Origin of the sequence: Gracilibacillus thailandensis (assembly GCF_010994055.1) — a bacterium.
Classification (GTDB): Bacteria; Bacillota; Bacilli; order Bacillales; family Amphibacillaceae; genus Gracilibacillus; species Gracilibacillus lacisalsi.
In genome coordinates, this window is the sequence record NZ_WJID01000003.1 from 84,682 (window position 1) to 110,903 (window position 26,222).

General features: G+C 36.8%; 30 protein-coding genes and 1 pseudogene. 22 read left to right on the plus strand and 9 right to left on the minus strand.

Features of this window, described 5'->3' with window-relative positions:
- Window positions 1-413: 413 nt before the first annotated feature.
- On the minus strand, window positions 414-1,355 hold the full coding sequence (rnhC, locus tag GH715_RS01925; protein ID WP_153834146.1) for a ribonuclease HIII: 942 nt from the start codon (window positions 1,353-1,355) through the stop codon (window positions 414-416).
- Between the two features lie 170 nt (window positions 1,356-1,525).
- On the opposite strand from rnhC, the gene zapA reads away from it, so the two are divergent.
- The 7 genes from zapA (at window position 1,526) to uvrC (ending at window position 9,358) form a co-directional block, all read left to right on the plus strand.
- The gene (gene zapA, locus GH715_RS01930) at window positions 1,526-1,786 is read left to right on the plus strand and encodes a cell division protein ZapA (RefSeq protein WP_018931313.1); all 261 of its coding nucleotides are present in this window, start codon (window positions 1,526-1,528) and stop codon (window positions 1,784-1,786) included.
- Between the two features lie 7 nt (window positions 1,787-1,793).
- Window positions 1,794-2,345, plus strand: a complete 552-nt coding sequence (locus GH715_RS01935) for a CvpA family protein (RefSeq protein WP_153834148.1) — start codon at window positions 1,794-1,796, stop codon at window positions 2,343-2,345.
- 75 nt (window positions 2,346-2,420) lie between these two features.
- Window positions 2,421-4,133, plus strand: a complete 1,713-nt coding sequence (polX, locus tag GH715_RS01940) for a DNA polymerase/3'-5' exonuclease PolX (protein ID WP_153834149.1) — start codon at window positions 2,421-2,423, stop codon at window positions 4,131-4,133.
- 19 nt (window positions 4,134-4,152) lie between these two features.
- Window positions 4,153-6,501: an endonuclease MutS2 gene (locus GH715_RS01945; RefSeq protein WP_153834150.1), complete on the plus strand. Its 2,349-nt coding sequence runs from the start codon at window positions 4,153-4,155 to the stop codon at window positions 6,499-6,501.
- A gap of 14 nt (window positions 6,502-6,515) precedes the next feature.
- The gene (locus GH715_RS01950; protein ID WP_018931317.1) at window positions 6,516-6,923 is read left to right on the plus strand and encodes a DUF350 domain-containing protein; all 408 of its coding nucleotides are present in this window, start codon (window positions 6,516-6,518) and stop codon (window positions 6,921-6,923) included.
- 198 nt (window positions 6,924-7,121) lie between these two features.
- On the plus strand, window positions 7,122-7,436 hold the full coding sequence (trxA, locus tag GH715_RS01955; protein ID WP_018931318.1) for a thioredoxin: 315 nt from the start codon (window positions 7,122-7,124) through the stop codon (window positions 7,434-7,436).
- Window positions 7,437-7,579: 143 nt separating this feature from the next.
- On the plus strand, window positions 7,580-9,358 hold the full coding sequence (uvrC, locus tag GH715_RS01960; protein WP_163578398.1) for an excinuclease ABC subunit UvrC: 1,779 nt from the start codon (window positions 7,580-7,582) through the stop codon (window positions 9,356-9,358).
- Between the two features lie 79 nt (window positions 9,359-9,437).
- Here the strand turns inward: uvrC and GH715_RS01965 are convergent, their stop codons facing one another.
- Window positions 9,438-9,863: a YslB family protein gene (locus tag GH715_RS01965; RefSeq protein ID WP_163578399.1), complete on the minus strand. Its 426-nt coding sequence runs from the start codon at window positions 9,861-9,863 to the stop codon at window positions 9,438-9,440.
- A gap of 341 nt (window positions 9,864-10,204) precedes the next feature.
- Here GH715_RS01965 and GH715_RS01970 point away from each other — a divergent pair, with 341 nt between their 5' ends.
- The 6 genes and pseudogenes from GH715_RS01970 to GH715_RS21445 all read left to right on the plus strand — a co-directional run.
- Window positions 10,205-10,813: a succinate dehydrogenase cytochrome b558 subunit gene (locus GH715_RS01970; RefSeq protein WP_163578400.1), complete on the plus strand. Its 609-nt coding sequence runs from the start codon at window positions 10,205-10,207 to the stop codon at window positions 10,811-10,813.
- Window positions 10,814-10,845: 32 nt separating this feature from the next.
- Window positions 10,846-12,597 (plus strand): succinate dehydrogenase flavoprotein subunit, encoded by a 1,752-nt coding sequence (gene sdhA, locus GH715_RS01975; RefSeq protein WP_153834152.1) that lies wholly within the window; start codon window positions 10,846-10,848, stop codon window positions 12,595-12,597.
- A 15-nt stretch (window positions 12,598-12,612) separates the two neighbouring features.
- Window positions 12,613-13,374 carry a succinate dehydrogenase iron-sulfur subunit gene (gene sdhB, locus GH715_RS01980; protein WP_153834153.1) on the plus strand — a complete coding sequence of 254 codons (762 nt, stop codon included), beginning with the start codon at window positions 12,613-12,615 and terminating at the stop codon, window positions 13,372-13,374.
- Window positions 13,375-13,844: 470 nt separating this feature from the next.
- Window positions 13,845-14,069, plus strand: a complete 225-nt coding sequence (locus GH715_RS01985) for a helix-turn-helix domain-containing protein (RefSeq protein ID WP_054859055.1) — start codon at window positions 13,845-13,847, stop codon at window positions 14,067-14,069.
- Between the two features lie 180 nt (window positions 14,070-14,249).
- Window positions 14,250-15,083: a nuclease-related domain-containing protein gene (locus tag GH715_RS01990; protein ID WP_153834154.1), complete on the plus strand. Its 834-nt coding sequence runs from the start codon at window positions 14,250-14,252 to the stop codon at window positions 15,081-15,083.
- A 34-nt stretch (window positions 15,084-15,117) separates the two neighbouring features.
- Window positions 15,118-15,189 (plus strand): annotated as a pseudogene (locus GH715_RS21445) (hypothetical protein); the annotation flags it as partial.
- A gap of 45 nt (window positions 15,190-15,234) precedes the next feature.
- On the opposite strand, the gene GH715_RS01995 reads toward GH715_RS21445, so the two are convergent.
- Entirely contained in the window at window positions 15,235-15,699 is a 465-nt protein-coding gene (locus GH715_RS01995; RefSeq protein ID WP_153834155.1) for a hypothetical protein, read from the minus strand.
- 233 nt (window positions 15,700-15,932) lie between these two features.
- Between GH715_RS01995 and GH715_RS02000 the strand changes: the two genes are divergently transcribed.
- Complete coding sequence (locus GH715_RS02000; protein ID WP_240469334.1) at window positions 15,933-16,145, plus strand: superinfection immunity protein; 213 nt, start codon at window positions 15,933-15,935, stop codon at window positions 16,143-16,145.
- 52 nt (window positions 16,146-16,197) lie between these two features.
- Here GH715_RS02000 and GH715_RS02005 read toward each other — a convergent pair whose 3' ends face one another.
- Together GH715_RS02005 and GH715_RS02010 are read right to left on the minus strand one after the other, a co-directional pair.
- Window positions 16,198-16,593, minus strand: coding sequence for a hypothetical protein (locus GH715_RS02005; RefSeq protein WP_153834156.1), 396 nt, complete (start codon window positions 16,591-16,593; stop codon window positions 16,198-16,200).
- A 193-nt stretch (window positions 16,594-16,786) separates the two neighbouring features.
- Window positions 16,787-17,851, minus strand: coding sequence for a C45 family autoproteolytic acyltransferase/hydrolase (locus GH715_RS02010; RefSeq protein ID WP_153834157.1), 1,065 nt, complete (start codon window positions 17,849-17,851; stop codon window positions 16,787-16,789).
- A gap of 140 nt (window positions 17,852-17,991) precedes the next feature.
- Here GH715_RS02010 and GH715_RS02015 point away from each other — a divergent pair, with 140 nt between their 5' ends.
- The 3 genes from GH715_RS02015 to GH715_RS02025 are packed head-to-tail and all read left to right on the plus strand — an operon-like array spanning window position 17,992 to window position 19,149.
- A complete protein-coding gene (locus GH715_RS02015; RefSeq protein WP_153834158.1) occupies window positions 17,992-18,441 on the plus strand; it encodes a hypothetical protein in 450 nt (149 codons plus the stop codon).
- A gap of 52 nt (window positions 18,442-18,493) precedes the next feature.
- Window positions 18,494-18,964: a GNAT family N-acetyltransferase gene (locus tag GH715_RS02020; RefSeq protein ID WP_153834159.1), complete on the plus strand. Its 471-nt coding sequence runs from the start codon at window positions 18,494-18,496 to the stop codon at window positions 18,962-18,964.
- 17 nt (window positions 18,965-18,981) lie between these two features.
- Window positions 18,982-19,149, plus strand: a complete 168-nt coding sequence (locus GH715_RS02025) for a hypothetical protein (RefSeq protein WP_194928249.1) — start codon at window positions 18,982-18,984, stop codon at window positions 19,147-19,149.
- A gap of 79 nt (window positions 19,150-19,228) precedes the next feature.
- Here GH715_RS02025 and GH715_RS02030 read toward each other — a convergent pair whose 3' ends face one another.
- The gene (locus GH715_RS02030) at window positions 19,229-19,639 is read right to left on the minus strand and encodes a M67 family metallopeptidase (protein ID WP_153834160.1); all 411 of its coding nucleotides are present in this window, start codon (window positions 19,637-19,639) and stop codon (window positions 19,229-19,231) included.
- The gene (locus GH715_RS02035) at window positions 19,627-20,682 is read right to left on the minus strand and encodes a hypothetical protein (RefSeq protein ID WP_153834161.1); all 1,056 of its coding nucleotides are present in this window, start codon (window positions 20,680-20,682) and stop codon (window positions 19,627-19,629) included. Before GH715_RS02035 ends, GH715_RS02030 begins: the two co-directional genes overlap by 13 nt.
- 258 nt (window positions 20,683-20,940) lie before the next feature.
- On the opposite strand from GH715_RS02035, the gene GH715_RS02040 reads away from it, so the two are divergent.
- The 4 genes from GH715_RS02040 (at window position 20,941) to GH715_RS02055 (ending at window position 23,808) form a co-directional block, all read left to right on the plus strand.
- Window positions 20,941-21,615 carry a BMQ_0737 family morphogenetic spore coat protein gene (locus tag GH715_RS02040; RefSeq protein WP_153834162.1) on the plus strand — a complete coding sequence of 225 codons (675 nt, stop codon included), beginning with the start codon at window positions 20,941-20,943 and terminating at the stop codon, window positions 21,613-21,615.
- An 82-nt stretch (window positions 21,616-21,697) separates the two neighbouring features.
- Window positions 21,698-22,285, plus strand: coding sequence for a hypothetical protein (locus tag GH715_RS02045; protein ID WP_153834163.1), 588 nt, complete (start codon window positions 21,698-21,700; stop codon window positions 22,283-22,285).
- Complete coding sequence (locus GH715_RS02050; protein WP_153834164.1) at window positions 22,272-22,592, plus strand: hypothetical protein; 321 nt, start codon at window positions 22,272-22,274, stop codon at window positions 22,590-22,592. The genes GH715_RS02045 and GH715_RS02050 overlap by 14 nt, the downstream gene beginning before the upstream one ends.
- Window positions 22,585-23,808 carry a surface carbohydrate biosynthesis protein gene (locus GH715_RS02055; protein ID WP_153834165.1) on the plus strand — a complete coding sequence of 408 codons (1,224 nt, stop codon included), beginning with the start codon at window positions 22,585-22,587 and terminating at the stop codon, window positions 23,806-23,808. The genes GH715_RS02050 and GH715_RS02055 overlap by 8 nt, the downstream gene beginning before the upstream one ends.
- 1 nt (window position 23,809) lies before the next feature.
- Here the strand turns inward: GH715_RS02055 and GH715_RS21720 are convergent, their stop codons facing one another.
- Window positions 23,810-23,938, minus strand: coding sequence for a hypothetical protein (locus tag GH715_RS21720; protein ID WP_267463671.1), 129 nt, complete (start codon window positions 23,936-23,938; stop codon window positions 23,810-23,812).
- 94 nt (window positions 23,939-24,032) lie between these two features.
- A complete protein-coding gene (locus tag GH715_RS02060) occupies window positions 24,033-24,395 on the minus strand; it encodes a hypothetical protein (protein ID WP_153834166.1) in 363 nt (120 codons plus the stop codon).
- Between the two features lie 141 nt (window positions 24,396-24,536).
- Between GH715_RS02060 and GH715_RS02065 the strand changes: the two genes are divergently transcribed.
- Window positions 24,537-25,460 (plus strand): BMQ_0737 family morphogenetic spore coat protein, encoded by a 924-nt coding sequence (locus GH715_RS02065; RefSeq protein WP_228760237.1) that lies wholly within the window; start codon window positions 24,537-24,539, stop codon window positions 25,458-25,460.
- Window positions 25,461-26,222 lie beyond the last annotated feature (762 nt).

The following is a 26,222-nucleotide window of genomic DNA, read 5'->3' on the forward strand; positions in this document are numbered from 1 at the left end:
CAAAGTAACTCTCTTACAGCCTTGTCAATTAGAACCTTCTACTAGGGAAAAAGGGAAGTCGAGACTCTTTCTTATAGACGAAGACCATGGCAAGTGTGAAGATCTTGGAGTAACACCACCGAAAGAAGTGGCAAACATACATCGAACTAGCATATCTTACGTGGAAAACCTCTCATTTCACATGTAAGATTTGCCGGTAATTATCTGTTTATCGGGAAAACCGTTCCTTCTCATTGACAGATTTCCCTGTTAATCCAACTTTACGGGGAAATCTTACTTTTTTATTTAACAGTTTTCCTCGTGACACTATTCATTATTTCAGTTGATCTTGAAAAAGTTTCAGTTCTAACCATAGCTGAAGGGCAAAAGCCAACAGAAAAGGAAGTGGTATTACATTGTTACATGAATGCGCCTTACCTTTTTACATATTTCAAAGCTTTATCCGTATTAGCAAAGTGCATTTTTGCAACATGAGATAAAGCATCTAAACCATTTTTCTTAATAAAATATGCGGCAGCTTCATCGACTTTACTGGAAGCACCCTTTGGAATGGTGAAGCCATACTGCTTGGACATTTGATCCATCTCTTTCACAAACTTAGCACGTGCAATAATCGAGGCTGCGGCAACCGAAGTGGAATAACTTTCAGCTTTTGTCATAAAAAAAGTGTTTTTCTCTAAATTCATTCCCTCCTGACCGATATGTTTTAGGTAAGAGGATGGCTGACAAAATTGATCAATTAAGATACCATGACTAGGAGCTTGACCGATTTTCGCTAATAATTTTTGGATCGCGTGCTGGTGGAGCATTGCTTTCATTTTACCTTGATTCCAGCCCTTTTTCTGCAGTTTATTATATCTCGTATTATCTAAGGTTAACAAAGTGTAAGGAATCTTCTCTTGGACAATTTCTTTAGCCAGTCGAGCAATATTTATATCTGTTAATGTTTTGGAATCGGTAATGCCCATGGACTGGAGTAACGGGATTTTATCCTCTGGGACATAAACAGCACTAACAGTAATTGGGCCGAAATAGTCACCTGTGCCTGCTTCATCTGTGCCGATATGTGCATGGGTGAAAAGTGTTTCAGGTGGTTGGTAATTATGCTCGTTAACCGAAGCTTTAGCGCGGTTGGAGGAGGATTTCCCTGTAGTCTGCGCACTCCATTTCTCTGCTTCTTGTTGAGCATGATCACCTTGAAACATAACCTTTCCGGATTTATAGGCAGTAACCGTTACATGATTGATTTTTGCTAAGAAAAGACTATTTGGCGGAACTTTGGTAATATATTTTTCGTAGTATTCTTTAACCTTAGATAACTCATTTTTTGAAAATTGTAATACGATATTTGACAACAGTATTCGTCCTTTCTTTAACCTAATAGTATAAAATAGGAGGATAGAACGGTACTCTCTCCTCTTTTCTATAAGTATAACAGAGATAGGATTTATCAGAATAGTTTTCTATTTGGATGCTTCATGTTAATATTAATTTTAAGGTTATTTGTCTAGAAGGGGGAATCATGGTGTCCCAGCCAGAAAAAACACGGACTACCGTTGATATATATGGAAGATCATATAATATTGTTGGAAATGAAAAACCTGAGCAAATCCGTGCTGTAGCAAATTTAGTAGATGAAAAAATGCGTGAAATTCATGCTGTGAATAAATCATTAGATTCCACTAACTTGGCTGTTTTGACAGCTGTAAATACTATGAATGATTATATGAAACTGAAAGAAGAGTTTGAAGTATTACAAAAATTACTAGAGGAGAAAGAGGAATAAATTTGTCATGGTGAACTTTATATTGATTGTTTTATTAATTATCGGGGTACTTGTTGGCCTAAGGAGAGGTTTTATATTGCAAGTACTTCATCTTACTGCGTTTATTATTGCTTTTATTGTAGCAGCTACATATTACGATGATATTGCTTCCAAATTAGAATTATGGATACCGTATCCTGAAGTAATGTCTGATTCTTCGTGGGCTGTCTTTTTAGAGTCATTACCTTTAGAAGCAGCCTATTATAATGCGATTGCATTTGGTGCTTTATTCTTTGTAACTAAAATTATCTTGCAAATCGTAGCAACGATGCTTGATTTTGTTGCGGATTTACCACTGCTGAATGTTATTAATAGCTGGCTAGGAGCTATTTTAGGATTTATAGAGGTTTATTTACTTATTTTTGTTGCACTTTATATTTTAGCACTTGCACCTGTCTCCGTTATTCAGGACTATATTGATGGTTCAAGTATTGCCACTTATATTATTGAACATACACCAGTATTAACGGATAAATTAACAACGTATTGGTTTGAAAATGATCCATTCAATAATGGTTAATCCATCATATACCCTTGCCACTGGAGTAAGCAAGGGTATTTCACATGTAGAATACAAAAAAGCGAGGGAATTAAGATGTCTGTTAACAAAAAAGATGTCATTAAACTACTTGAAAAAATAGCCACGTATCTCGAACTAAAAGGTGAAAATCCTTTTAAAATTTCTGCTTACCGTAAAGCAGCTCAAGCTCTGGAACGAGATGATCGTTCGCTTACGGAAATAGACGACTTTACTAAATTACAAGGAGTCGGCAAAGGAACGGAAGCGGTTATAAAGGAGTTTATTGACAATGATGAATCAGATACATTAAAACAGTTAGAGAAAGAGGTACCGCAAGGGTTAATCCCACTGTTAAACCTGCAAGGACTTGGAGGTAAGAAATTAGCTAAGCTGTATCAAGAGCTAAATATTGTCGATGAACAAACTTTAAGAGAAGCATGTGAAAAAGGTGAGATCCGCGGGTTAAAAGGTTTTGGTAAAAAGACAGAGGAAAAAATTTTAGAAGCATTAAATAGTGCCGGAGCTCGACCGGAACGTTTACCAGTATCAATGGTAGTGGCTATTGTTGAGAAGATAGAAGCTTTCCTTTATACGATTGAAGAGATTAAGCAGTTTTCTATTGCTGGTAGTATGCGACGTTTTCGGGAGACGGTCAAAGATCTGGATTTTATCATTGCAACTGATGAGCCTGAAGTAGTACGTGAAAAGCTATTACAGTTTGAAGACCTCATCGACACAATTGCCGCTGGTGATACAAAGGTTTCGATTGTTGTGGAAGGTCGTTTCGATATAAGTGTTGATTTCCGCTTAGTTACAGAGAAAGAGTTTCCGACAACATTACATCATTTTACTGGTTCGAAAGACCATAACGTCTTGATGCGACAACTGGCAAAAGCACAAGGTAAAAAAATTAGTGAGTATGGTGTAGAGGATGTTGAAACAGGCGAAGTGGAAACCTTTGCTACCGAGACTGCATTTTATGAAAGTTTTGGACTTCACTACATTCCACCAGAGATTCGTGAAGGAAAAGATGAAATAGAACTAGCTAAAACAGAAATAGATTTAGTGGATGAAGCAGCGATTCGTGGAGATCTGCATATGCACACCACGTGGAGCGATGGTGCCCAATCTTTAGAAGAGATGGTGGTCCGTGCCAAAGAAAAGGACTATGAATTTATTGCGATCACTGATCACTCCAAATATCTTCGTGTCGCAAACGGATTAAACGAGGAACGCTTACGATTACAACGGAAAGAAATCGAGCAAGTACAAGCAAAACATCCAGATATTCATATTTTTGCTGGTATTGAAATGGATATTTTACCTGATGGACGCTTGGATTTTGATGATGACTTTCTACAAGAGCTTGATTTTGTAATCGCATCGATCCACTCTAGTTTCGGACAAGCACAAGAAAAGATTCATGAACGTTTACTAAATGCGTTAGAAAACCCGAATGTCGATATGATTGCTCATCCAACAGGAAGACTTCTGGGCAGAAGAGACGGATATGCAGTTGATGTAGAATGGTTGATCGAAAAAGCCAAAGAAACCAATACGATATTAGAATTAAATGCGAACCCAAATCGTCTTGACTTAGCAGCTAAGTGGGTGGAACTTGCCCAACAACAAGGTGTGCATATTGCAATTAATACGGATGCCCACAGCTATGCTATGTTAGAAGATATGACAACAGGGGTAGGAACGGCTAGAAGAGGTAAACTAACAAAACAAACCGTCGTAAATACGTGGACGAAAGAACAATTAATTGAATTTTTAACGAAATAAACGAAGAGGAGGTCCGTTTATGAACGAAAGAATTCTTCATGTTTTAGAATTTCATAAAATTATCGATCAACTAGCTGAAAAAGCAGCTTCCTCCCTAGGTATCGAAAAAATACGTAAGTTGAAGCCATCAACGGATCTCGATCAAGTTGTGAATTGGCAAGAGGAAACAGATGAAGCCTATCATGTCATTCGCTTAAAAGGCAATGTCCCGCTCGGTGGCATATCCGACATTAAACCTAGTGTGAAAAGAGCTGTTATTGGAGGGATATTGACTACCCATGAATGCCTAGATATCGCTAGTACCATTTATGGAGGTAAACAACTAAAGCTTTTTATTGATAAATTAGAAGACATCGAATTACCAATTATTCAGAGTTTAGCAGATGAAATTGTCCCGTTAAATGAACTAGAACGAGAGATCAAAAGCTGTATTGATGATCATGGTCATATGATGGATGGGGCAAGCGATAAACTCCGAGGATTACGATCTAAAATTCGTACCAATGAAAATAAGGTGCGTGATCGTTTAGATCATGTTACAAAAACTAAATCAAAAATGCTGTCAGATGCGATTATTACGATTCGTAATGACCGTTATGTGCTTCCAGTAAAACAAGAGTATCGTTCTAGTATAGGTGGCATTGTCCATGATCAATCAGCCTCAGGACAAACATTGTTCATGGAGCCGCAATCAGTTGTGGAATTAAATAATCAATTACAAGCAGCACGAGTTGAAGAAAAAAGGGAAATCGAACGAATCTTAAAAGATTTGTCACAAAGAATCGCTGCTGATGAAGGATTTTTAATCCAAAATGTCGAAGCACTTGCTATGATTGATTTTATTTTTGCTAGGGCAAAATTAAGTCATCAAATGAAAGCAAGCAGACCAACGATGAATAACCGAGGGGTCATCAAAATGAAACAGGCGCGCCATCCGCTGATTCCGGCAGATGAAGTCGTAGCAAATGATGTGGAATTAGGTGAAGACTTCACGGCGATTGTCATAACAGGTCCCAATACGGGTGGTAAGACTGTTACTTTAAAAATGGTAGGACTCTGTACGTTAATGGCCCAATCAGGATTACAGATTCCTGCATTGGACGGTTGTGAGTTAGCCGTATTTTCAGATGTATTCGCAGACATAGGCGATGAACAATCGATTGAGCAAAGTTTAAGTACTTTTTCCTCGCATATGACGAACATTGTAGATATCTTGAATACTTTCGACGAAAAATCATTGCTATTATTTGATGAGCTTGGTGCTGGTACAGACCCACAAGAAGGGGCAGCATTAGCCATGTCTATTCTCGATCATGTCATCAGCAAACAAGCTCGCGTTATCGCAACTACCCACTATCCGGAACTGAAGGCGTATGGTTACAACCGCGAAGGCGTGACAAATGCATCCGTTGAATTTGATATTCAAACATTAAAGCCAACCTATCATCTGCTGATTGGTGTACCAGGACGGAGTAATGCATTTGAAATTTCTAGACGTCTAGGGCTAAATGAAGTCATTATTGAAGACGCTAAAGGACATATCGGAACGGATTCGAAAAGTGTGGAAAATATGATCGCATCCCTTGAAGATTCACGCCGAAAAGCGGAAAGCGATTATGAAGATGCAGAGGCCATTTTAGAAGATGCAGAACAGTTAAAACAGGATCTGGAAAAACAATGGCAGCAGTTCGAGAAAGAACGCGAAGTATTATATAAGAAAGCAGAAGAAAAGGCAGAAAAAGCAGTCGCTAAAGCACGAGAAGAAGCTGAAACTATCGTATCTGAACTGCGTAATATGCAGACAGAGGCGGAATTAAAAGAGCATGAATGGATCGAAGCGAAGAAATTATTAAATGAAGCAAGGCCTGAGTTATCGAAAAAACAGGAAAAACAAGCACCAACCATTGATGAAGACAAAGCAAAAGCGTTAAAGCCTGGTGATGAGGTACGATTATTAACACTGGATCAAAAAGGAACTATTATTGAACAGACAGGTAAAAATGAATTCCAAGTCCAAGTAGGTATAATGAAAATGAAGGCAAAACGAAAAGATCTTTTATTTATTAGAAGAGAAGAGCCAAAAATGGAAAAACCATTAGCAACAGTCAGAGGTTCTGCCTACCATGTCAAACCAGAGTTAGACTTGCGTGGGGAACGTTTTGAAGATGCTGTACAACAGCTAGAGAAATATATCGATGATGCCCTGCTTGCAGGTTACAACAAAGTATCAATCATTCATGGAAAAGGAACCGGAGCACTAAGAAAAGGGGTTAAAGATTTTGCCCGGAAGCATTCGAAAGTTGCCAGTGCACGTGATGGTGATATGGGTGAAGGTGGTCTTGGTGTTACTGTAATGGAATTAAAATAAAAGGAGGCCATGTCATGTCTGACTTTTGGGGAAATATCTTTGTCGAAACCGCAGCCCGTTATAGTGTAGCAGTGTTATGTTTAGTTTTATTTCTTGTAATTTTTGAATTAGTCACTTCTTATAAAAATTGGGAAGAAATTAAACGAGGTAATTTCAGTGTAGCGATGGCAACAGGTGGGAAAATTTTTGGGATTGCTAATGTGATCCGCTATTCTATACAACACAATGATACGATTTTAGAAAGCATTGCATGGGGTGGATATGGGTTTTTGTTACTGTTATTCGGATACTTTATTTTTGAATTTTTAACCCCAACTTATAAAATTGATCAGGAAATTGCCAACGATAACCGAGCTGTTGGCTTTATATCACTAGTAATTTCCGTTGGATTATCCTATGTTATCGGGTCAAGCATCCAGTAAAGGAGTGGCGTCGTGAAAACATTAGCCTATGTTTTAATGGTTATAGCAGTCATTTTTTTAGCAGTAGGAATCTATTATGTCATGACTGTATAGTATTTTTTTGGCAACATATAATAACGATAAGCAAAGTATTAGGCTGATTATTTTGTCAATGTTATACTTGTAAAGAAATCGGAATAATGAAGGAGGAATTTCATAATGGCAATTGTAGCAGCTAGCGATAGCACTTTTAGTAATGAAACTAGCGAGGGATTAGTATTAGCTGATTTTTGGGCTACTTGGTGTGGACCATGTAAAATGATTGCACCAGTCCTAGAAGAAATAGATGGTGAAATGAGTGATCAAGTTAAAATCGTAAAACTTGATGTAGACGAAAACCAAGAAACAGCTGGAAAATACGGCGTAATGAGTATTCCAACTCTTCTACTTTTCAAAGATGGGGAAGTAGTTGACCAAGTAGTTGGTTATCAACCAAAAGAAGCGCTTGTAGAACTAATTAACAAACACGCTTAATAAAACGCGATTATCCCTTATTATAGAGACCCTATAATAAGGGATTCTTTACGTACTGGATCTTTTTTTGTACTATAATAATATTTACATCGAAAAAATAAAGAATAGAGAGAAACATTTTGAAATTCTGGGGGGGTGAAGTGGTGAACGACCATATTAAGGAGAAATTAGCAGTATTGCCAGCGCAACCTGGTTGTTATTTAATGAAGGATAAGCATGGAACGATTATTTATGTCGGTAAGTCCAAAATTCTTCGTAACCGGGTTCGTTCTTATTTTATTGGGGCTAATGATCAAAAAACGCAACGTCTTGTCCGTGAGATAAGAGATTTTGAATATATTGTCACCAGTTCAGAGATCGAAGCACTAATCTTGGAAATGAACTTAATTAAAAAATATGATCCAAAATATAATGTACTATTGAAAGATGACAAATCTTATCCTTTTTTAAAAATTACTAATGAACGACATCCGCGCCTTATTATTACAAGAAAAGTCAAAAAGGATAAAGGAAAATATTTTGGACCTTATCCTAACGTATTGGCAGCAAAGGAAACGAAAAAATTGTTAGATCGCCTATATCCATTGCGCAAATGTAATAATCAAAAAGGGCGGCATTGTCTGTACTATCATATGGGTCAGTGCCTGGCTTGTGCTGATAAGCCACCGTCTAAAGAAGAATATCGAAACATTACCCAAGAAGTCACGAGTTTTTTAAATGGTGGCCATAAAAAAATAAAAGCGGAATTAAAAGAAAAGATGCTAACTGCTTCTGAAGAGTTAAATTTCGAACGAGCTAAGGAGTTTCGTGATTTAATCCAACATATCGAATCAGTCATGGAGCAGCAAAAAATGACGATGAAAGATCAGGTTGACAGAGACGTGTTTAACTTTAGCTATGATAAGGGCTGGATGTGTGTACAAGTATTTTTTATCCGCCAAGGAAAATTAATTGAACGTGATATCTCAATATTTCCGTTTTATGATGAAGCAGAGGAAACCTTCCTTAGTTTTATCGGGAGTTTTTACATGCACCACCATCATCCGAAACCAAAGCAAATACTAGTACCAATTCCTACGGATGTGGATTTGCTCAAGCAATTATTAGATGTAGATGTGCATATCCCAATGAGAGGTCGCAAGAAGGAACTAGTAGAGTTAGCCAAGAAAAATGCTGAAATAGCTTTGCAGGAAAAATTCAGCTTAATTGAACGAGATGAAGAGCGGACTATCCGTGCTGTCGAAACACTAGGTGACAAACTGCATATCGAGACACCACATCGAATTGAATCTTTTGATAACTCGAATATTCAAGGAACAGATCCGGTATCAGCGATGGTCGTTTTTATTGATGGGAAACCGGCAAAAAAAGAATATCGTAAATATAAAATTAAACAAGTGGATGGTCCTGATGACTATGAAACAATGCGTGAGGTTATCCGCAGAAGATATACGAGGGTATTAAAAGAAGGAGCACCACTTCCTGATTTAATCCTTGTTGATGGAGCCAAAGGTCAGATGTCGGCCGCTATAGACGTTTTAGAAAATGAATTAGGTTTAGATATTCCACTTTGTGGCTTAGCAAAAGATGATAAACACCGGACAAGTGAATTATTGTATGGAGATCCGCCAAAAGTAGTCGAATTAGATCGGCGTTCACAGGAATTTTATTTTATTCAGCGGATACAAGATGAAGTACACCGGTTCGCAATCACCTTCCATCGTCAGCTCAGAGGAAAAAGTGCCTTCCATTCTAAGTTAGATGAAATTGATGGTGTAGGTGCCCAGCGGAAGAAATTATTACTTACCCATTTTAAATCGATTAAGGATATCGAGCAGGCATCTGTTGACTCGATCGTAAAGCTAGGAATCCCAAAACCTGTTGCAGAAAATATCTTAGAACATCTCCAGGAAGATGAATAATGCCCCTTTTCCTAAAATGGATGTCGGCATTGGCCACAGGACGTGGCCATTTATAGCCGACTAATAGGAATAAGGGGCTTTAATTATGTAGTACGTGTAAAATAACATGATCTTTATTGACCTCAGCTACACACTCACAGCTTTTGTCCGTTATTTGTAGCATAGTTTCCGCTAAAAATCCAGCTTCCAGTTGAAAATCAATCTCTTTTAATGTTTGCAGTCGTGCTTTAATTAAGCTTCCACTCAATTCATATATAAAACCACGCCGCTTTTCGTGTGTTAAAGCTAACTCTCCCCAGCCAACATGTTGAAAAAATTCTTGTATTTCTTCTGTTGATGCACATTCCGCTTGTCTGGCCAAATTTTTACCCATAACATATAAAATAAGATCGGATTCCTGTCCCAACATATCTGGTAATCCGATATAGCGAAGTAAATCATATCCACTGCTTGTTGTTTGAAGGTTTGTAAGTACTGTAGCAATGTTTGTCTTTTTATTTGTCACTTCATTGTCCCCTCTCTTACCTCAATCAAAACCTAACGCTTTACAACTATTATCACCTTTTTTACCGTTTTCTGCAATCGTTCAAAAGTAACTTTCTCTTTTTTTCCATGGATAATCGACAAATATTTGAAGAAAAAGAATTCGTTTTCTTGACGCTTTTTCCTGATAGAAGTACAATAGTTGTGGTACCAATATACGAAATTCTTGGATGGGATGTCTCGTAAGAGGGAGGAAACGAAAGAAAGAATCCGTACAACGAGATGTAAAGCGCTTTAAAATTTTTGCGCAAAAAAAGAGTCGTATGTTGAATTTATGATGAACTAGAGGGGGGTACACAAAAGGTGGAGAATAGGGAATTTTTTTATCGCAGGTTACATTCACTATTAGGGGTTGTGCCAATCGGGATCTTTTTAATTCAGCACTTGGTTGTCAACCATTTTGCAGTTTATGGTCCTGAGAGCTTTAATAAAGCGGCACACTTTATGCATGATTTACCATTCCGTATCGTGCTTGAAATCTTTATCATTTTTCTTCCTATAATATTCCACGCAGTATTGGGTGTGTATATCGTATTTGTTGCTAAAAACAATGTCAGCCGTTATGGTTTCTTCCGTAACTGGATGTTCTATCTGCAACGAATCACGGGTATCATTACACTTGTATTTATTGTGTGGCACGTATGGGAGACACGAGTTCAAATTGGAATGGGAACTAAAGAATTGGATTATAGCTTAATGGAAAACATTTTGGCTAATCCTGTCATGTTCTGGTTCTATGTGATTGGTGTAGTTTCCACTACATTCCACTTTGCAAATGGCTTGTGGAGCTTTTTAGTAAGCTGGGGTATTACCGTTACACCACGTTCACAAAAAATTGCTACATATGCAACACTATTAGTTTTCTTAGCAGTAACATATATCGGTATTCGCGCATTGTTCGCGTTTGTTTAATAAGTAGTAGGGAGTAAAGGGAGTGAGTATAAATGAGTGATCGCAATATTGTTATTGTTGGTGGTGGCTTGGCAGGTTTAATGGCCACAATTAAAGCAGCAGAAGCAGGCGTACACGTTGATCTATTATCAATTGTACCTGTAAAAAGGTCTCACTCTGTTTGTGCACAAGGTGGAATTAACGGTGCAGTAAATACAAAAGGGGAAGGAGATTCTCCTTGGGAACACTTTGATGATACAGTTTACGGTGGTGACTTTTTAGCGAATCAACCACCAGTAAAAGCAATGTGTGAAGCTGCACCAGGAATTATACATATGCTTGATCGTATGGGAGTTATGTTTAACCGTACGCCAGAAGGGTTACTTGACTTCCGTCGTTTCGGTGGTACACAACATCACCGTACAGCATATGCCGGTGCGACAACAGGGCAACAATTATTGTATGCATTAGACGAACAAGTTCGTCGTTATGAAGTACAAGGGCTTGTAACGAAATATGAAGGATGGGAATTTATTTCGGCTATTATTGATGATGAAGGTGTTGGACGAGGTATTATCGGTCAAAACATCAAATCTCATGAACTAAAAGCATTTAAAGCGGATGCCACTATATTAGCGTCAGGTGGACCTGGTATTATCTTTGGTAAATCTACCAACTCCGTTATTAATACCGGTTCAGCAGCTGCAGCTCTTTACCTACAAGGTGGTATTTATGCAAATGGTGAGTTCATTCAAATCCACCCAACTGCAATCCCTGGTGATGATAAACTTCGTCTCATGAGTGAATCTGCTCGTGGTGAAGGTGGTCGAGTATGGACTTATAAAGATGGAGAGCCATGGTATTTCTTAGAAGAGAAATATCCTGCATACGGAAACCTTGTACCTCGTGATATTGCAACACGTGAAATTTTTGATGTCTGTGTCAATCAAAAATTAGGTATCAATGGTGAAAACATGGTTTACTTGGATCTATCACACAAAGATCCAAAGGAATTAGATGTAAAACTTGGTGGTATCATCGAAATTTACGAGAAATTCGTTGGGGAAGACCCTCGTAAAGTACCGATGAAAATCTTCCCAGCTGTACACTACTCCATGGGTGGTCTATGGGTTGATTACGAACAAATGACCAATATTCCTGGTATTTTTGCCGCTGGTGAGTGTGATTACACACAGCATGGTGCCAATCGTCTAGGTGCTAACTCATTACTATCATCTATTTATGGTGGTATGGTTGCTGGACCTAATGCGATTAAATATATGGACGGTCTTGAAAAAACAGTTGAAGACGTATCATCCACTTTATTTGATAACCAATTAAAAGAAGAAGAAGAGAAATTCGAAGCGTTATTGAATATGCGTGGTGACGAGAATGCATATCAGATCCACAAAGAGCTAGGGGAATGGATGACTGATAACGTAACCGTTGTACGTGACAACGATAAACTGTTAAAAACAGATGAAAAAATTCAGGAATTATTAGAACGTTGGGAAAACATCAATATGGACGATACATCACGTTGGAATAACTCAGGTGTTATGTTTACTCGTCAATTGAAAAACATGCTTCATTTAGCTCGAGTTATTACACAAGGGGCATATAACCGTAATGAAAGCCGTGGCGCCCATTACAAACCAGAATTCCCTGATCGTAATGATGAAGAATGGTTAAAGACAACGAAAGCATCTTTTGACGAACAAAATCAAGCACCGAAATTTGAATATGAAGATGTGGATGTGTCATTAATTAAGCCAAGAAAACGTGACTACAGTAAGAAAAAATAAAGGGGGTAGCGCGAAATGGCAGAGGAGAAATTAACACTAATAGTAACTCGTCAAGATAGTCCAGATTCAGCTCCCTATGAGGAGACTTTCAAGGTAAATTACCGTAAAAATATGAATATCATCTCCGCATTAATGGAAACACAAAAAAATCCAGTCAATGCAAACGGAGAATCTGTAGCACCAGTGCAATGGGAATCAAATTGTTTAGAAGAAGTATGTGGTGCTTGTTCGATGGTAATTAATGGGGAACCTCGACAAGCTTGTTCAACGCTTGTCGATAAATTAGAACAACCTATCCGTGTCGCACCGATGTCGACATTCCCGGTTGTTCGTGACTTAGTCGTTGATCGTAGTCGCATGTTTGACTCTTTAAAAAAGGTAAAAGCGTGGATTCCAATCGACGGTACACACGATCTTGGCCCTGGACCAAGAATGCCAGAAAAGAAACGCCAATGGGCATATGAATTATCCAAATGTATGACATGTGGTGTTTGCTTAGAAGCATGTCCAAACGTGAACAGCAAGTCCGACTTCATCGGACCTGCACCATTGTCACAAGTACGTCTGTTCAATTCTCATCCAACTGGTGAGATGAACAAAAGTGAACGTTTAGAAGCACTAATGGAAGATGGCGGTCTAGCAGGATGCGGTAACTCACAAAACTGCGTACAAGTTTGTCCAAAAGGAATTCCTTTAACAACATCCATCGCAGCACTAAACCGTGATACCAACATCCAATCATTCAAAAACTTCTTCGGAAGCGACAACGCACACTAATATCATTATTCAAAACCCTTCTCCGATGGAGAAGGGTTTTCTGTGCTTCTGGGAGCTTGAAGTTGCCAGTTAAGTCCCCAGAGTTGCCAGTAAAAATCGGAAAGTTGCCAGTAAAGTGGTCGGAGTTGCCAGTAAAATTGAAAAGTTGCCAGTAAAGCCCCCGGAGTTGCCAATAAAACCATAAACTTGCTAGCAAAAATCCTTTTGTTAATAAATAATGGGCTACAGTTGATTGCAAAGTTCGAGTGTCAATCATAAGTTATTATGTACCAGTAGAAGGTGTGAGGGAATGAAGACGGTGATCTAGATGTCGCATGTACCTTTTTATGCTAATAATTATCCATAAAAACTTGTAGCCAATTTAGACGTTTGTAGAGCACAACTTTACTGTGGTTGACATATTATAAGATTGACTAAGTAATTACCCTCTTATTTTCAACGCCCTAAAGTTAGCAAGGAGGGGTTCACATTTGAAAGATAATGACTACAAGCCGAAGCAATTACTAACGAAAAGGGAAAGAGAAGTATTTGAGCTACTAGTACAGGACAAAACAACAAAGGAAATCGCCCAAGAGTTATTTATTTCGCAAAAAACTGTGAGGAATCATATCTCAAATGCCATGCAGAAGCTGGGTGTAAAGGGGCGCTCACAAGCTGTAGTGGAGTTATTGCGAATGGGCGAGTTAGAGCTTTAGATGAAAACCAGTTATTCTACAAAGGAATAACTGGTTTTTCTGTGTGGGCTCATATATTTGGCAAAGTAAATATTAGTGAGTGATTGCAATAATAAAATTGAATCAGGCAATAAATACTAGTAATTAATGTTGGTGAGTGATAAAATCATGGTAAAAATCAATAAGAATGGAAGATTCCCTATGAGTTTTTTGTCAAAATTATTTAGTAATAAAAATGATGAAACACAGGTAAAAAACATGCAAACGAAGAAAAAAACTACGTCTCTTAAAAAGAAAGGTAGTGAACAAGTAGCAAAACGCAAAGGGGAAATTGGCGAGTACAAAATTAATATCCAATTAGATCAACTTCCAAAAGAGTATATGCATTTAGAAGATGTAATGGTTCTGAATGCAAAAGGTAAAACCGGTTATTCACAAATTGACCATATTGTCATCTCCCCATATGGAATTTTTGTAATAGAAACGAAAAATTATCAAGGAACGGTTTATGGTGGGAAAGACAGAAAAGTATGGTCGGTAAATGGTAAATTTAAAATGATGAATCCATTTAAGCAAAATTACGGTCATATTCAAGCATTGAAAGCATTTATTGATGAAAAATATTATCCATTTTTTATATCAATGGTATCTTTTACAAAACGCTGTACCTTCAAACTAAATGATACAGAGTTAAGAAAAATTGCTTCCAACGAATTACTTGTTTATGACGTTGAATTATCAGATTACATTGCCAGAAAAGTATCCGTTAATAAGCATCAATATAAAGCCCCGTTTTTAACAGATAGTGAAATCCAAAAGATTTATGCTCAATTTGAAAAAGCAAATATTACTGATCAATCTATAAGAAAACAGCATGTAGATTCATTGAAGAAAGAGAATAAGGAATCTAAAGAAGAAGGGGCGAAGTGCAAAATTTGCCATAAACCTGTATCGGCAAAAGTGAAAGCATATTGTTTATCTAATCGGAAATTTAAAGGTGAAATCTATTGTTATGATCATCAGAAAAGCATTTGATATGCAATTGAAATTTGATAGAATTCCAATGTAGCAGAAGCTGGCTGTAAAGGGGCGCTCACAAGCTGTAGTGGAGTTATTGCGAATGGGCGAGTTAGAGCTTTAGATGAAAACCAGTTATTCTACAAAGGAATAACTGGTTTTTCTGTGGTTAGGAATTCATTTGAGAAGTAGTGGTTGGTATTTGTGGTTTATGATAAATATTCCAAATCCACTTTATGACAAAATACATTAAAATTATATTTGCAATGAATGCGAAGATGTTAACTGAATATGAATTTTTTATAGAAAGATGTTGTAAAAGGAAGCCAGAATTATTTTCGCTGTAGATTGTAATAAACGGAAATGGAACACCAAAAGTATAAGTATATTTTGTTGTATGCAGTAATGTGGGTGTTTGATCCGGTATGATCGTTGATAGAAATAAAAATACAGCAGCTGCTATTAATAGAATCCATTTATTTAATTGATGTCTTTTTATTACACGGAATAAAAAGAATCCTAATAATATAAATGCAACAGAATACATGAAGATGTTCTTGAATGTAGAATTGATTTTTAATGCAATAAAACTTATTTCAATAAAAGCACCAACCCCAATTAAAAGAAGAAACATAAGAAGAAACTCTATAATTGTTTTTATTATGTCTCCCCTAGTTTTCTATTTATAATTTTCTTTTGATTATACTTTAAAAATAGTTCGATTGTAAAATATTGTATAACAGACCAGGTATTTCTTAACTGGTTTTCCGCGCACGCTCAAGCTCATACTTGATAGATGAAAATAGTAGTAATACTTGATATAATTTAATACAATTATACCATTTTATTCAAAAAGGAGGAGTATTGGTGCGCATTAGTATGGAAGTTTTATTAACCATATTTGTATTTACAGCACAAGTTTTTATTTATTTCATACCAAGTATTTTAGCTACTAAAAAAAATAAACCTAACAAAATAATTGTATATATTATTAACCTTTTCTTAGGTTGGACTCTACTCGGTTGGATAGCTGCACTTTATTTAGCGTTGAAAAGTAACCCTGGAAAGATCAATTATTGATTTTTATGTATGGATATGAATTGCTACATATTATAAAAGAGTTAAAGAATCATCAATCAACAAGTCCATTTCCAATATAATCTAGAGTTTCTAAATCAGCATATACAATCATATTATTAGGCATACCTGTATTTTTTGTAGGATAATCAATCAAATAAACTTCCTTCCCTTGATATGATTGATCATCTAGGTGAATGATCATATTTTGGTTTAAAGTAATTTTGGATACGTCACCATCTTCCCAAGTGCCATTAACCCATTCTTTCTGCTCAGCTGATAGTTGGCCCCAAACAGTCTTTTTAACTTCAACTAAGTCGGTTTTACTCGATTGTTTGTTGTGTTTACCCATATGTTGGTTAGCATAATCATTTGCATTTTGTGGATTAGAACACGCAAAAAGTCCAAACAAAAGAATAGTGGAGAAAACAAGTAGATTATTTTTTCCCATTATCCAAACCTCCCTTATTAACTTAGTCGTCTGATAGTTTGATTAAGTTACAAAAATGTATCGAATTTATCAAAATGACAAAAAAAGGACTTGGCTGTTGATAATCAGGATATTTCACTATGTCGAAATATTCTTTTAACGTGTTAAATTAAAACCAGTTACCCGGCATAAGGAGTAACTGGTTTTATTCATGCTAATTTTTAAACCAATCCGCTTTTTCCATATGTAGAAACGGAATATCCGTATCAACCTTTCCTTCAATTCGTACATTGGAAAAATCGGTTCCAGCTAACCATTCAGCAAAATCAAACTCAGTCGGCTTTTGATCACCACCTAATGCAAGCCATGAAGCTAATGACTGAGGGAAGTATGCTGATGTATGAATCGTTCCAGCCCAATTACGATATTGATTCGAAAACAGCTCTTGATCAGAATCGTTCAACATCCGGAAAGCTTCGAGTCCAGATAAATCATGATTTTGTTTGTTATTCATTGCATGTAACCTTTTGTTGGAATCATCTAAGAAATGGCGGTTTTCTTTAGTCATCATTTCAAAATGATTAGTACAAGTATTTCCTTGACGTACTTGTACACCTCGAGGTGACGTTTCTACAATCGAAGCCATATTACTTTTTCCATCGAAGAGTATATAACTAAATGAACCACGATGCGGAAGTTCTTTTAATAAGGAAACTGCTTCTTCCACATTAGCACATAATTCTAGAATAAGTCTTCCAACCATGTGACAAACAAATCCGTCACCAGGGCGTTTTCGGTTAATAAATGTATAGCCTAAAGTAAGTCCCTTTTCGTTCATTCCGTCCGATCTTCCTGAAACTCGTTGACTGACACCAATTGTCGCATAACCATGATCTGTTGGTTGATATACTACGTAACGCCCATCATAGGTTTTCGGGTGATAATCATAATTACGGATCATATAATCTTTTCCGACAAAAATAGAACAACCGGATTGCTGTAGTTTCAAGCGATAGCCGCCAAACTCTAACAAAACGCGTTCCATTGGCCAGCCCAGTGCATCTCTTAACCCTTCCATTTCGTCCCAGATAGAGGAATTAAAACGTCTAAATATGGTTTTTGCTGCATTCTCGTCAATTCGAAATCGGGGAATTCTTACTTTCCATTGTCTATTTCGATTTTGCACAAGAAAAGAGTTTTTTAATTTTTGACCTTGAATATAGCCTAGATCATAATGCGAACCACGAAATTGGATCACATCTGTATAAATTTGTTTCATTTTTACTGCACCTCAATAAGTATGTAAATTTCAATCAATACTTTACATTATAATCTAATATGAGATTATTGAAAATATAGAAGAACTGTATAATAATGGGGGAGACTATTCCGACAAAACTTAAGCTTAGGGGGGATTAGTTGCAGTTTACATTTAATCCTGATGTTAAATGGAAGAAATACAGTGTCAATTGGTTTCTATATGTAATCGCTGTTGTTGTGACTGTGGTGAGCACATTTTCTAACATGTTAGAGATAGGCATGATCCAGTTAATTATCGGCCTTATCTTGCAATTGTTAATTATTTTATTCGGTATAACTCGGGTTATGTTTTATTATAAAATGCCTAATAAAGTATATTTACGGTTGGAAGAGAACTCTATCTCATTGTATCGACCAAATTTGTTAACCAGAATAAAAATTGAATATCGTAACATTAAGCGTGTTGTTGAGATGGACGATATGTTTTTATTGGTGCAGGATAACGGTAAAGAAGAGCATATAAATAAAGCGTGGTTAACGGAAGAGGTGATCATGATGTTAAAAAAAGAATTAAAATTTATCTTTAGTGAAAGGGCAATTTTCACATGAAGAATATCGAAGTACAGCAACACGAAAATGGATAAAAGGAGTTTGATGTGTATTGGAAAATGAGTTACTATTCAGGCAAGCAGAAGCAAGAGATTTGGATAAAATTGTGAAAATGTTAGCGGATGATCCACTAGGTAAAACACGTGAAAATTATAGACATCCTCTACCAAAGCAATATATTAAAGCGTTTGAAGCGATTCAATCAGATCCCAATAACGAGTTAATGGTGGCTGTTTTGGAAGGAGATATTATTGGAGTACTACAAATTACATTTACCCCTTACATAACGCATCAAGGGGGATGGCGAGCAACGATTGAAGGGGTGCGGACTGATGAGTCAGTAAGAGGGAAAGGGATCGGAACGAAGATGATTACCTGGGCAATTGAGCGTGCCAAAACCCGAAATTGTCACTTAGTTCAACTAACAACAGACAAATCAAGAACAGATGCTTTAAGGTTCTATGAAAACCTTGGTTTCAAAGCAACACATGAAGGCTTAAAATTAAAATTTAACAGGTGTTAAAAGGAAGGTGAATACCATTGAGCAATTGGCCATATGTCTTGTACGCTTTGGTGCTTGGAATCATATCGGTTGTAACAGGTGAAATAGTAACTTTTGTGATGTTAGGATTAATTTTAATCAGCCTGCAAAATATCCACCGTGTACTGAAGGAATTAGTTAAAATCAATCAAACAGATACTAAATAACTATCTACATCATTTATCCACTGTATATATGGGTTACCTTTTTTAGAAAAAAGATGATTTCCTTGCACAAACTTTCTAATTAGTCATTAATTATAACAAGTTTACATGTAGTGTAGGTATTATGTCGAATCTGATACCACTTTATTTGTGGTAGGGCATATTTATGGGATAATATTACCATATCCACTTCGTCATCTGGGTGATGTTTCAAATCAAAATGTGAAGGGACAGGTTTAGTTGAGGGGTGTGTATGGAAAATAGCTAAAACCTGTTCCTTCCTGTTTTGAATCTTCTCAACTGTGGAAGTAACGATTTCTTTAGGAACATAAAAACGGCTGCTTGATTTGACTTGGTTTTGTAATGACCAAAATGACGTGACTTGTTGTTGAAAACCAGCTAATAGTCCGCATGCTTCATAAGGTAACTGTCTTTCGCCTTCTGCAATCAAGGTTTGATAGATGTTATTTGGTAAAGTAATTATTTTTTCCATAATGATTTAGCTAATAACCATGTTTTTTTAATGCCACTTGGAGAAGTGTTTTCCTCTTGTGTAGTTTTTGGATCTTGTTTTTGTGAAACGCTTTTTTGTTCTGGCTTAACTGAGGCTGGTTCTGGTTTACTTGGTTTAGGCTCAACAATTGGCTCTTGTTTCTTTGGTTCTCGAGAAACGGCTGATTCTTGCTCTTTTGGTTCAGAAGGAAGTTCGGATACTCTCGTTTTTGGTTCTTCTACTTGCTCCACCTGTTGGATGTTTTTCTCTTCATTTTCAGTTATCTTTTTATTCACGTTTTCTTTTTTTACCTTTTCATTATTTTTCATTTCCGTTTTTGATTCCGTATTTGCTGTTTTCTTTTTGACAATGATATTTTTGTTGAGTTCGTATTTTGCATTGTGGAATACCTTCTTACCATTTTGGACAGTGATCATATTCGTATCAGTAGATGGACGTCGCGGTTTTGGATTTGTCATCGTACGATTACTTTGGGGTGGGGTTACATGGCTTTTAGGCTTTGCTGCATTTAACATGTTATGCAATCGACGGTATTCACTCGTACGTCTTCTCGTTCGCTGTTGTTGTTTTTCAGGTTGAGGCTGATTTTTGTCTTGAGTAAATACATGCTTCTGCTGATCTATTTGTTTTTTTACTTCATGTAATTCTGTATCTGTATGTCCGATTATTTGATCTACTTTTTCGAGTAATTCATTAATACGTATTTCTTTCACATCATCCTTTATACTGTGAACGTCCTTCTTTAATTGTTGGATTGAGTGGTTAATTGCATGGATTTGAGCAGCTACTTTTTGTTCCTTCTGTTCATAACCTTGTATTTGCTTTTGATAGGTTTCTTCCATAACCTTCATTTCTCCTTTATATTTAGCTAATTCTTTCTTTGTTGATTCTAGTTCTTTCTGGGCTTCCATATATAAAACGGATTCACTCTGATTCCATGTTTCTATTGCTTTTTTATAAACTTCTAGATCACGATTTAATTTTTCAATTTCTTCATAATTATAGAGCCTATATTGATACATGACGATTCACCCTTTTTACTGCACATTAATATAATATTGGTGAAACACCAATTCGTGACAAATGTGCTGTTTTATTCAGATTTTATAACTGATACTGATGAAACTCACACTTGTTTTGCGCTTGCGGACTCTTTTTTATCATATGATATTCGCCTAACTTCCTAAATATCATGATATTTCCGCAAATTCACTAAAACATTTTTTGGTGTGTTGTCATAGGCTATATGGACAGTAATCTTATTTGGAGGTGTTTGCTCGATGCAAATGGATAATCTAACAGGAGGGCAGGAGCTTCTGTGTATTAATACAGAGAAGGTATATGACTGGATCTTAAACGAAGCAACTTTCGATTTGAATTTGCCAGACTTAGAATTACCGATCAACCCTGTAACTGGTGATCCGCTAGAATGTGATGATATTGATTTAGACACAGTAACTTGTGAAGTTGCTCCTGCTGAAACGGATCCAATCGTTGTATTGGAACGTGAAGATCAAGTGTTTATCGTGGATGATGAAGAAGTAACATTACAAATTGTTAACATTCGTAAAAATTTCGAGGTAACTGTTTTCGTTAATTTGGTACCGGCGCTTGGTGGTACTCAGGTAGAAGTTGGTACGGCAGAATTTACTCGTTGTGAGCAAGTCATTCTTTGTGCACCAGAAGGAACAGACATAGATGTATCGTATACAGATCTAGATTGCTTTGTGTGTACTGCTGCATGTGATGCAGGTACTACTACAGAAGCAGATGAATTAGATGTTACAGTAACTGTACGTCTATGCCAAAGCATCCAATCTACTTTTGATGTAACATTAGAACTTGTAGCTGAGTTCTGTCAACCACGAGACATTTTACCATTCCCACCATGCCCAGCACCAACTATTCCAGCACAATGCCCTGTAGTTTTCCCTAGTAACGGGAATAACGGATAATTCAACGACATAGGGATAAAGAGAGGGAAAATCCTCTCTTTCTTTTTTTTCATCTAGAAAGACATACGAAAGAGGTGTATTTATGTCTGATCATCAGGAAATACAACAAAAACTAATTGACTGGCAAGAAGAGCAGTCGTCTTATTTAGACCAAATCAAAGGTTTAATTCAAGATTTAGGTGTTCCTGAAGATTTAAAGATAATTTGCTATTTTGCTTCTTCTTTTCAACTGGCACATCAAGAAGATCGGGAGAATTATGGCATCGGTTCCTTTCATGTTCAGAATGTTGGAAACAAAGCCTTAACTAACCCACATATAGGGCTAAAGATCACCGCCAACATTGACTTTCAATTTTCAGGAAAATACCTCTATCAAAATTCCAAACAAACAAGAATGCTGTCAAATGCATGGGAGCGAATTAATGAACCATCTGACAAAAATGAGATTTGGTTAAGGCCTACCCAACAACAGACAATTGAACCAGGTGAGACATTAACCTTTACCAATTTCCAAATTAAATGGATTCCAACCGATAAATACTCTGGTACGATTCAAGGATTCACCTATGGCAATGAATTACCTAATGGTGTGAATGCATTGAATCAGATTAACCTGAACGGCTCCGTAGCAGATCGACAACAGGAGGGCAATCAACATGAAAAAAAGTAAAAGAGATCAACAATCATTTGATTTTAATCAAATGATAAGCCAATATATGAAAGACTATATCGACCGTATCCATAAGGAGGATTATAAAAAGAATAATAGTTTTGTATATTTGGAAAACGAAACATTGCATATGCTGCTCATGTATTTATTTATAAAAAATACTAGTAATAATACCGACAGTAGTCAAGTTAATTTATCAGAACTAGCGGAGGTACTAGATCGTCATATTGAAAACAACCGTCTAGGTTATGAAGAAGTAATTCAGCTATTAAAATCTAGAGTTGAAGGAAGTAACGAAAATGACTAATCGTTGGTTATATTTGCCGATTGAAGTGAAAGTACGTGAACTAGATGCTAAATTACTTCTGGCTTATTATGCAATTCGTAGAGGCTATCAAGTAATAATTGGCGACCTTGCCTTCGTGGCAGAAGCTGCAGCTCATTATCCTTCAGGTATATATTTCGCAAAAGGCGGACCAAAAGGCTTTCGAAAACGCATGGTTACCAATGCTGTTGAACAGGATCTAAAGGTTGTTGAACTGGATGAAGAAGGATTATTAATTGAAAAAAATCAATATATACGTGATCGAATGAGAAAAGATACTTTAAAGCTTGTCGAACATGAATATTGTTGGGGTGAGCACCAAAAACAAATTATTAGTGATACATATCCTGATATGGCTAACAAATGTCATGTGGTAGGTAATCCACGAATTGATTTACTAAAGCCTAAATTTCGAAATTTGTATCAGGATGAGGTTAAAAGCCTGCGACAACAATATGGCGATTTTATTTTAATTAATACCAGGTTCTCTTTATATAATGCGGCAAAAGGTAAAAAAGATACGGTCTTTGTCCAACATATCAAAGCACTTTATGAGTCTTTTGTAGAAATGATTGAAGTGACTGCAAGCCATTTTCCCCATGTCAACATAGTTATTCGTCCACACCCAGCTGAAAATTTTAATTCTTACCGACGACTGTTCAAAAATATATCAAATGTCCATGTAGTCCATGAAGGCGGCATTAATAAATGGATATTAGCAGCAAAACTCGTAATTCATAATGGTTGTACATCAGGTATTGAAGCCTTTCTTCTGGATCAGCCAGTGATTGTCTATCAACCTTTTGAAACAAATGAAGTAGAGCTGCCAAATTTATTAGGTTTTAAGGCAACAAGTTTGACGGAATTACGTGATACCATTGATCAGCTGTTACATCATCCAGTTGTTATTCCAGGTGATGATAGGTTGTATCATTACTGTAGCTGGGAAAAAGATAAATATGCGGTTGATTATATTTTAGATTTATGTAATACGATTTCGTTGCCATCACCACCTCGTAGCCGTTCGAACCCTAAGGTCCAACAGGAAAAAAAAATTAGAAAGCAAAAGCGGAAATTTTCATTGTCTGCAGCGGAAATTAAATCCTTTTATCAAAAATTAGATGATATAGAGGACCAACCGCCCAAGCGAACGATTAAGCAAATTTCGCGAAATCTCTTCCATATTAAACCAGAATGAATTATTTCATACAGCAGCCGCCTTTGCTTCTTCTTATAGCTTTTCTTTTAATCTGAGAAGTGATTACGATTGGTTCATTTGATGATTTAAAATAATTGCCTACTTTTTTTGTAATTTGTTTAGCTTTCATTGATACATCTCCTTTAATTATTGTCCATTTTAGTATATTGAAATGTTTTAAAAAGGGTTTGGACGAATGGAAGTGTTACAGAAAAATTAGGTATTTATCGATTATTAGTATGAATAGCTGTTACCTCAGTCGTTGTGTTATTCCACTTTCTATTTGTATTGTTAGAGCTATTTGTCTGAACCGATTGAAGCATTCTCTGCAACTTACTGTATTCTGATGGCTGATATTTGTTTTTTTTAGATGTCACCGGTTTTCTCATTTCTGTTAATCCTTGTTGCAGCTGATCGACATCCTGTTTGACGCCATTCATTTCATTAATAAATAGTTCTAACCTATCGATCAATTTCGCTATTCGCAATTTCTCCACGTCACCTTTTATGGACTGTACTTCTTGTTGTAATTCTGCGAGCACCTCGTTAAGATTTTCGATATCTAATTGATCACTTTTTTCGTTCATTTTCTGAATCTCCTTTCGTGATTATCGCCTACTACCTAATGTATGATGCTTCTGATAAACCGTGAAATAACATTAACGTTTTACCTATTAGTTTCATAGTCTATAGGGAGATGACGATCATAATGGAGGTGTGTAAGTGAAATGGCAATTAACCACATAACAGGTGGGCAGGAGTTATTATGTGTCAATACCGAAAAAGTATATGACTGGGTCCTAAATGAGGGAACATTTGATTTAAATATAGATGGATTGGAATTGCCAATTAATACGGTGACTGGTGCCCAATTAGAATGTGACGATATTGATCTAAATACCGTAACATGTGAGGTTATTCCAGCGGAAGTAGATTCAATTGTTGTGTTAGATCGCGAAGATCAGGTATTTACAATAGATGATGAAGAAGTAACTTTACAAGTTGTCAATATCCGAAAAAGCTTTGATGTCATCGTAAATGCACAACTAATACCAGAGCTTGGTGGGGGTACAATTGAAATTGGTACGGCTACCTTTTCACGTTGTGAGCAAGTGATACTTTGTGCACCAGAAGGAACAGATATTAATGTATCCTATACTGATTTAAGTTGTTTTGTATGTTCGGTAAATTGTGATACAGGTACAACGACGGAAATCGATGAATTAAATTTGGCAATAACAGTCCGGATATGTCAAAGCATTCAATCAACACATGAGGTTACAATTGAGTTAGAAGCTGATTTTTGTCAGTCACGTGATATGTTACCAGTTCCACCTTGCCCATCACCAACGATTCCGGCACAATGCCCAGTTGTTTTTCCTAATGGAGAACCTGAACCTGAAATAAGTAAAAAGAAGAAAAAACATGTACCAAGTAAGAAAAAATCGTTCGGAGTAATGAATACCGTACAACAACCAGTAGAAGAAGCGCCACATATCGTACAAGAAACAAACGAAGTAACGGCTGTCGAAGAAGAGCCACAGGAACAAACAAATCAGGAATCAGTATTAAATGAAGAACCATTAAATGAAGCAACTCATTCAGAAGACCTAACAAATGAAGAAGCAACAGAGACAAAAGGAGAGGAATAATCCTCTCTTTTTTGTTACTTGTAAGGAAAGTATATAATCCGTGGTATCAACGCATTTGTAAGCAGAGTAGCTATTTTGAAAGCTAGCTAGTGCAAGTCAACCACTACGGCTGACCGTTTCGCTTTCCAAGAGCATGCTAACGCTAAAGGAGTCGAAACGGTCGCCTTCGCTATTCTTGTTCTACAACAAATAATAGAAAAAGGATATTGGGTTTTATAAAACTTATTCGTAATTTCCTATGCCATACCTGCACTTTCACAGGGATGACAACTCAAGCTGCCTGATCTGACAAATGTTGTAGCACATGTATAAAGCGAAGGCCGCCCCCTTTCACTCCTGTGGGAATCGTTTGGCCTGAAGATCCACTTTTTCGAGCGGTTTTGGCTCGAAAAAGTTAGCTGAAGGGCAAACCCCACAGAAAGGGAAGGGGGAAGCCGGAGCGGTGATAAAACTGTTCAAATAATTCATCATTACTACTAAAGTAATAAAGGACCGGCGTGGTTAGCCGGTTTTTCTTAGGACAAGAAAGTATAAAATTTAGGTATTTGTCTAGCTCCGAGCGCCCAAAAACTAGGCGACTTCACGAATCGCCCTACGATAAGTCATCATCGGTTCGCAAGCTCCCCGCGATTCCTTTATCTCAGTTGATTAGCTCCAGCCGCTACGTTTTTAAGCGGGCGCTCTGGGCTTTTCTTATATTCTACCTATTATATAAATGGGTAGCTCTTAATAGGCTGCGGTCGTTACTGTTTTGCGACTATT

What these genes read in the sequence shown, in the direction of transcription:
- GH715_RS02030 (WP_153834160.1), bottom strand. Translation starts at nt 19,639, where the DNA reads ATGGAAAAAATAATTACTTTACCAAATAACATCTATCAAACCTTGATT.
- GH715_RS02050 (WP_153834164.1), top strand. Translation starts at nt 22,272, where the DNA reads ATGAAAAAAAGTAAAAGAGATCAACAATCATTTGATTTTAATCAAATG.
- GH715_RS02005 (WP_153834156.1), bottom strand. Translation starts at nt 16,593, where the DNA reads ATGGGAAAAAATAATCTACTTGTTTTCTCCACTATTCTTTTGTTTGGA.
- trxA (WP_018931318.1), top strand. Translation starts at nt 7,122, where the DNA reads ATGGCAATTGTAGCAGCTAGCGATAGCACTTTTAGTAATGAAACTAGC.
- GH715_RS02065 (WP_228760237.1), top strand. Translation starts at nt 24,537, where the DNA reads ATGGCAATTAACCACATAACAGGTGGGCAGGAGTTATTATGTGTCAAT.
- GH715_RS21720 (WP_267463671.1), bottom strand. Translation starts at nt 23,938, where the DNA reads ATGAAAGCTAAACAAATTACAAAAAAAGTAGGCAATTATTTTAAATCA.
- GH715_RS01995 (WP_153834155.1), bottom strand. Translation starts at nt 15,699, where the DNA reads ATGTTTCTTCTTTTAATTGGGGTTGGTGCTTTTATTGAAATAAGTTTT.
- GH715_RS01950 (WP_018931317.1), top strand. Translation starts at nt 6,516, where the DNA reads ATGTCTGACTTTTGGGGAAATATCTTTGTCGAAACCGCAGCCCGTTAT.
- GH715_RS01935 (WP_153834148.1), top strand. Translation starts at nt 1,794, where the DNA reads ATGGTGAACTTTATATTGATTGTTTTATTAATTATCGGGGTACTTGTT.
- GH715_RS02060 (WP_153834166.1), bottom strand. Translation starts at nt 24,395, where the DNA reads ATGAACGAAAAAAGTGATCAATTAGATATCGAAAATCTTAACGAGGTG.
- GH715_RS02040 (WP_153834162.1), top strand. Translation starts at nt 20,941, where the DNA reads ATGCAAATGGATAATCTAACAGGAGGGCAGGAGCTTCTGTGTATTAAT.
- GH715_RS01945 (WP_153834150.1), top strand. Translation starts at nt 4,153, where the DNA reads ATGAACGAAAGAATTCTTCATGTTTTAGAATTTCATAAAATTATCGAT.
- GH715_RS02035 (WP_153834161.1), bottom strand. Translation starts at nt 20,682, where the DNA reads ATGTATCAATATAGGCTCTATAATTATGAAGAAATTGAAAAATTAAAT.
- GH715_RS02055 (WP_153834165.1), top strand. Translation starts at nt 22,585, where the DNA reads ATGACTAATCGTTGGTTATATTTGCCGATTGAAGTGAAAGTACGTGAA.
- GH715_RS01990 (WP_153834154.1), top strand. Translation starts at nt 14,250, where the DNA reads ATGAGTTTTTTGTCAAAATTATTTAGTAATAAAAATGATGAAACACAG.
- polX (WP_153834149.1), top strand. Translation starts at nt 2,421, where the DNA reads ATGTCTGTTAACAAAAAAGATGTCATTAAACTACTTGAAAAAATAGCC.
- GH715_RS02045 (WP_153834163.1), top strand. Translation starts at nt 21,698, where the DNA reads ATGTCTGATCATCAGGAAATACAACAAAAACTAATTGACTGGCAAGAA.
- sdhA (WP_153834152.1), top strand. Translation starts at nt 10,846, where the DNA reads ATGAGTGATCGCAATATTGTTATTGTTGGTGGTGGCTTGGCAGGTTTA.
- GH715_RS02010 (WP_153834157.1), bottom strand. Translation starts at nt 17,851, where the DNA reads ATGAAACAAATTTATACAGATGTGATCCAATTTCGTGGTTCGCATTAT.
- sdhB (WP_153834153.1), top strand. Translation starts at nt 12,613, where the DNA reads ATGGCAGAGGAGAAATTAACACTAATAGTAACTCGTCAAGATAGTCCA.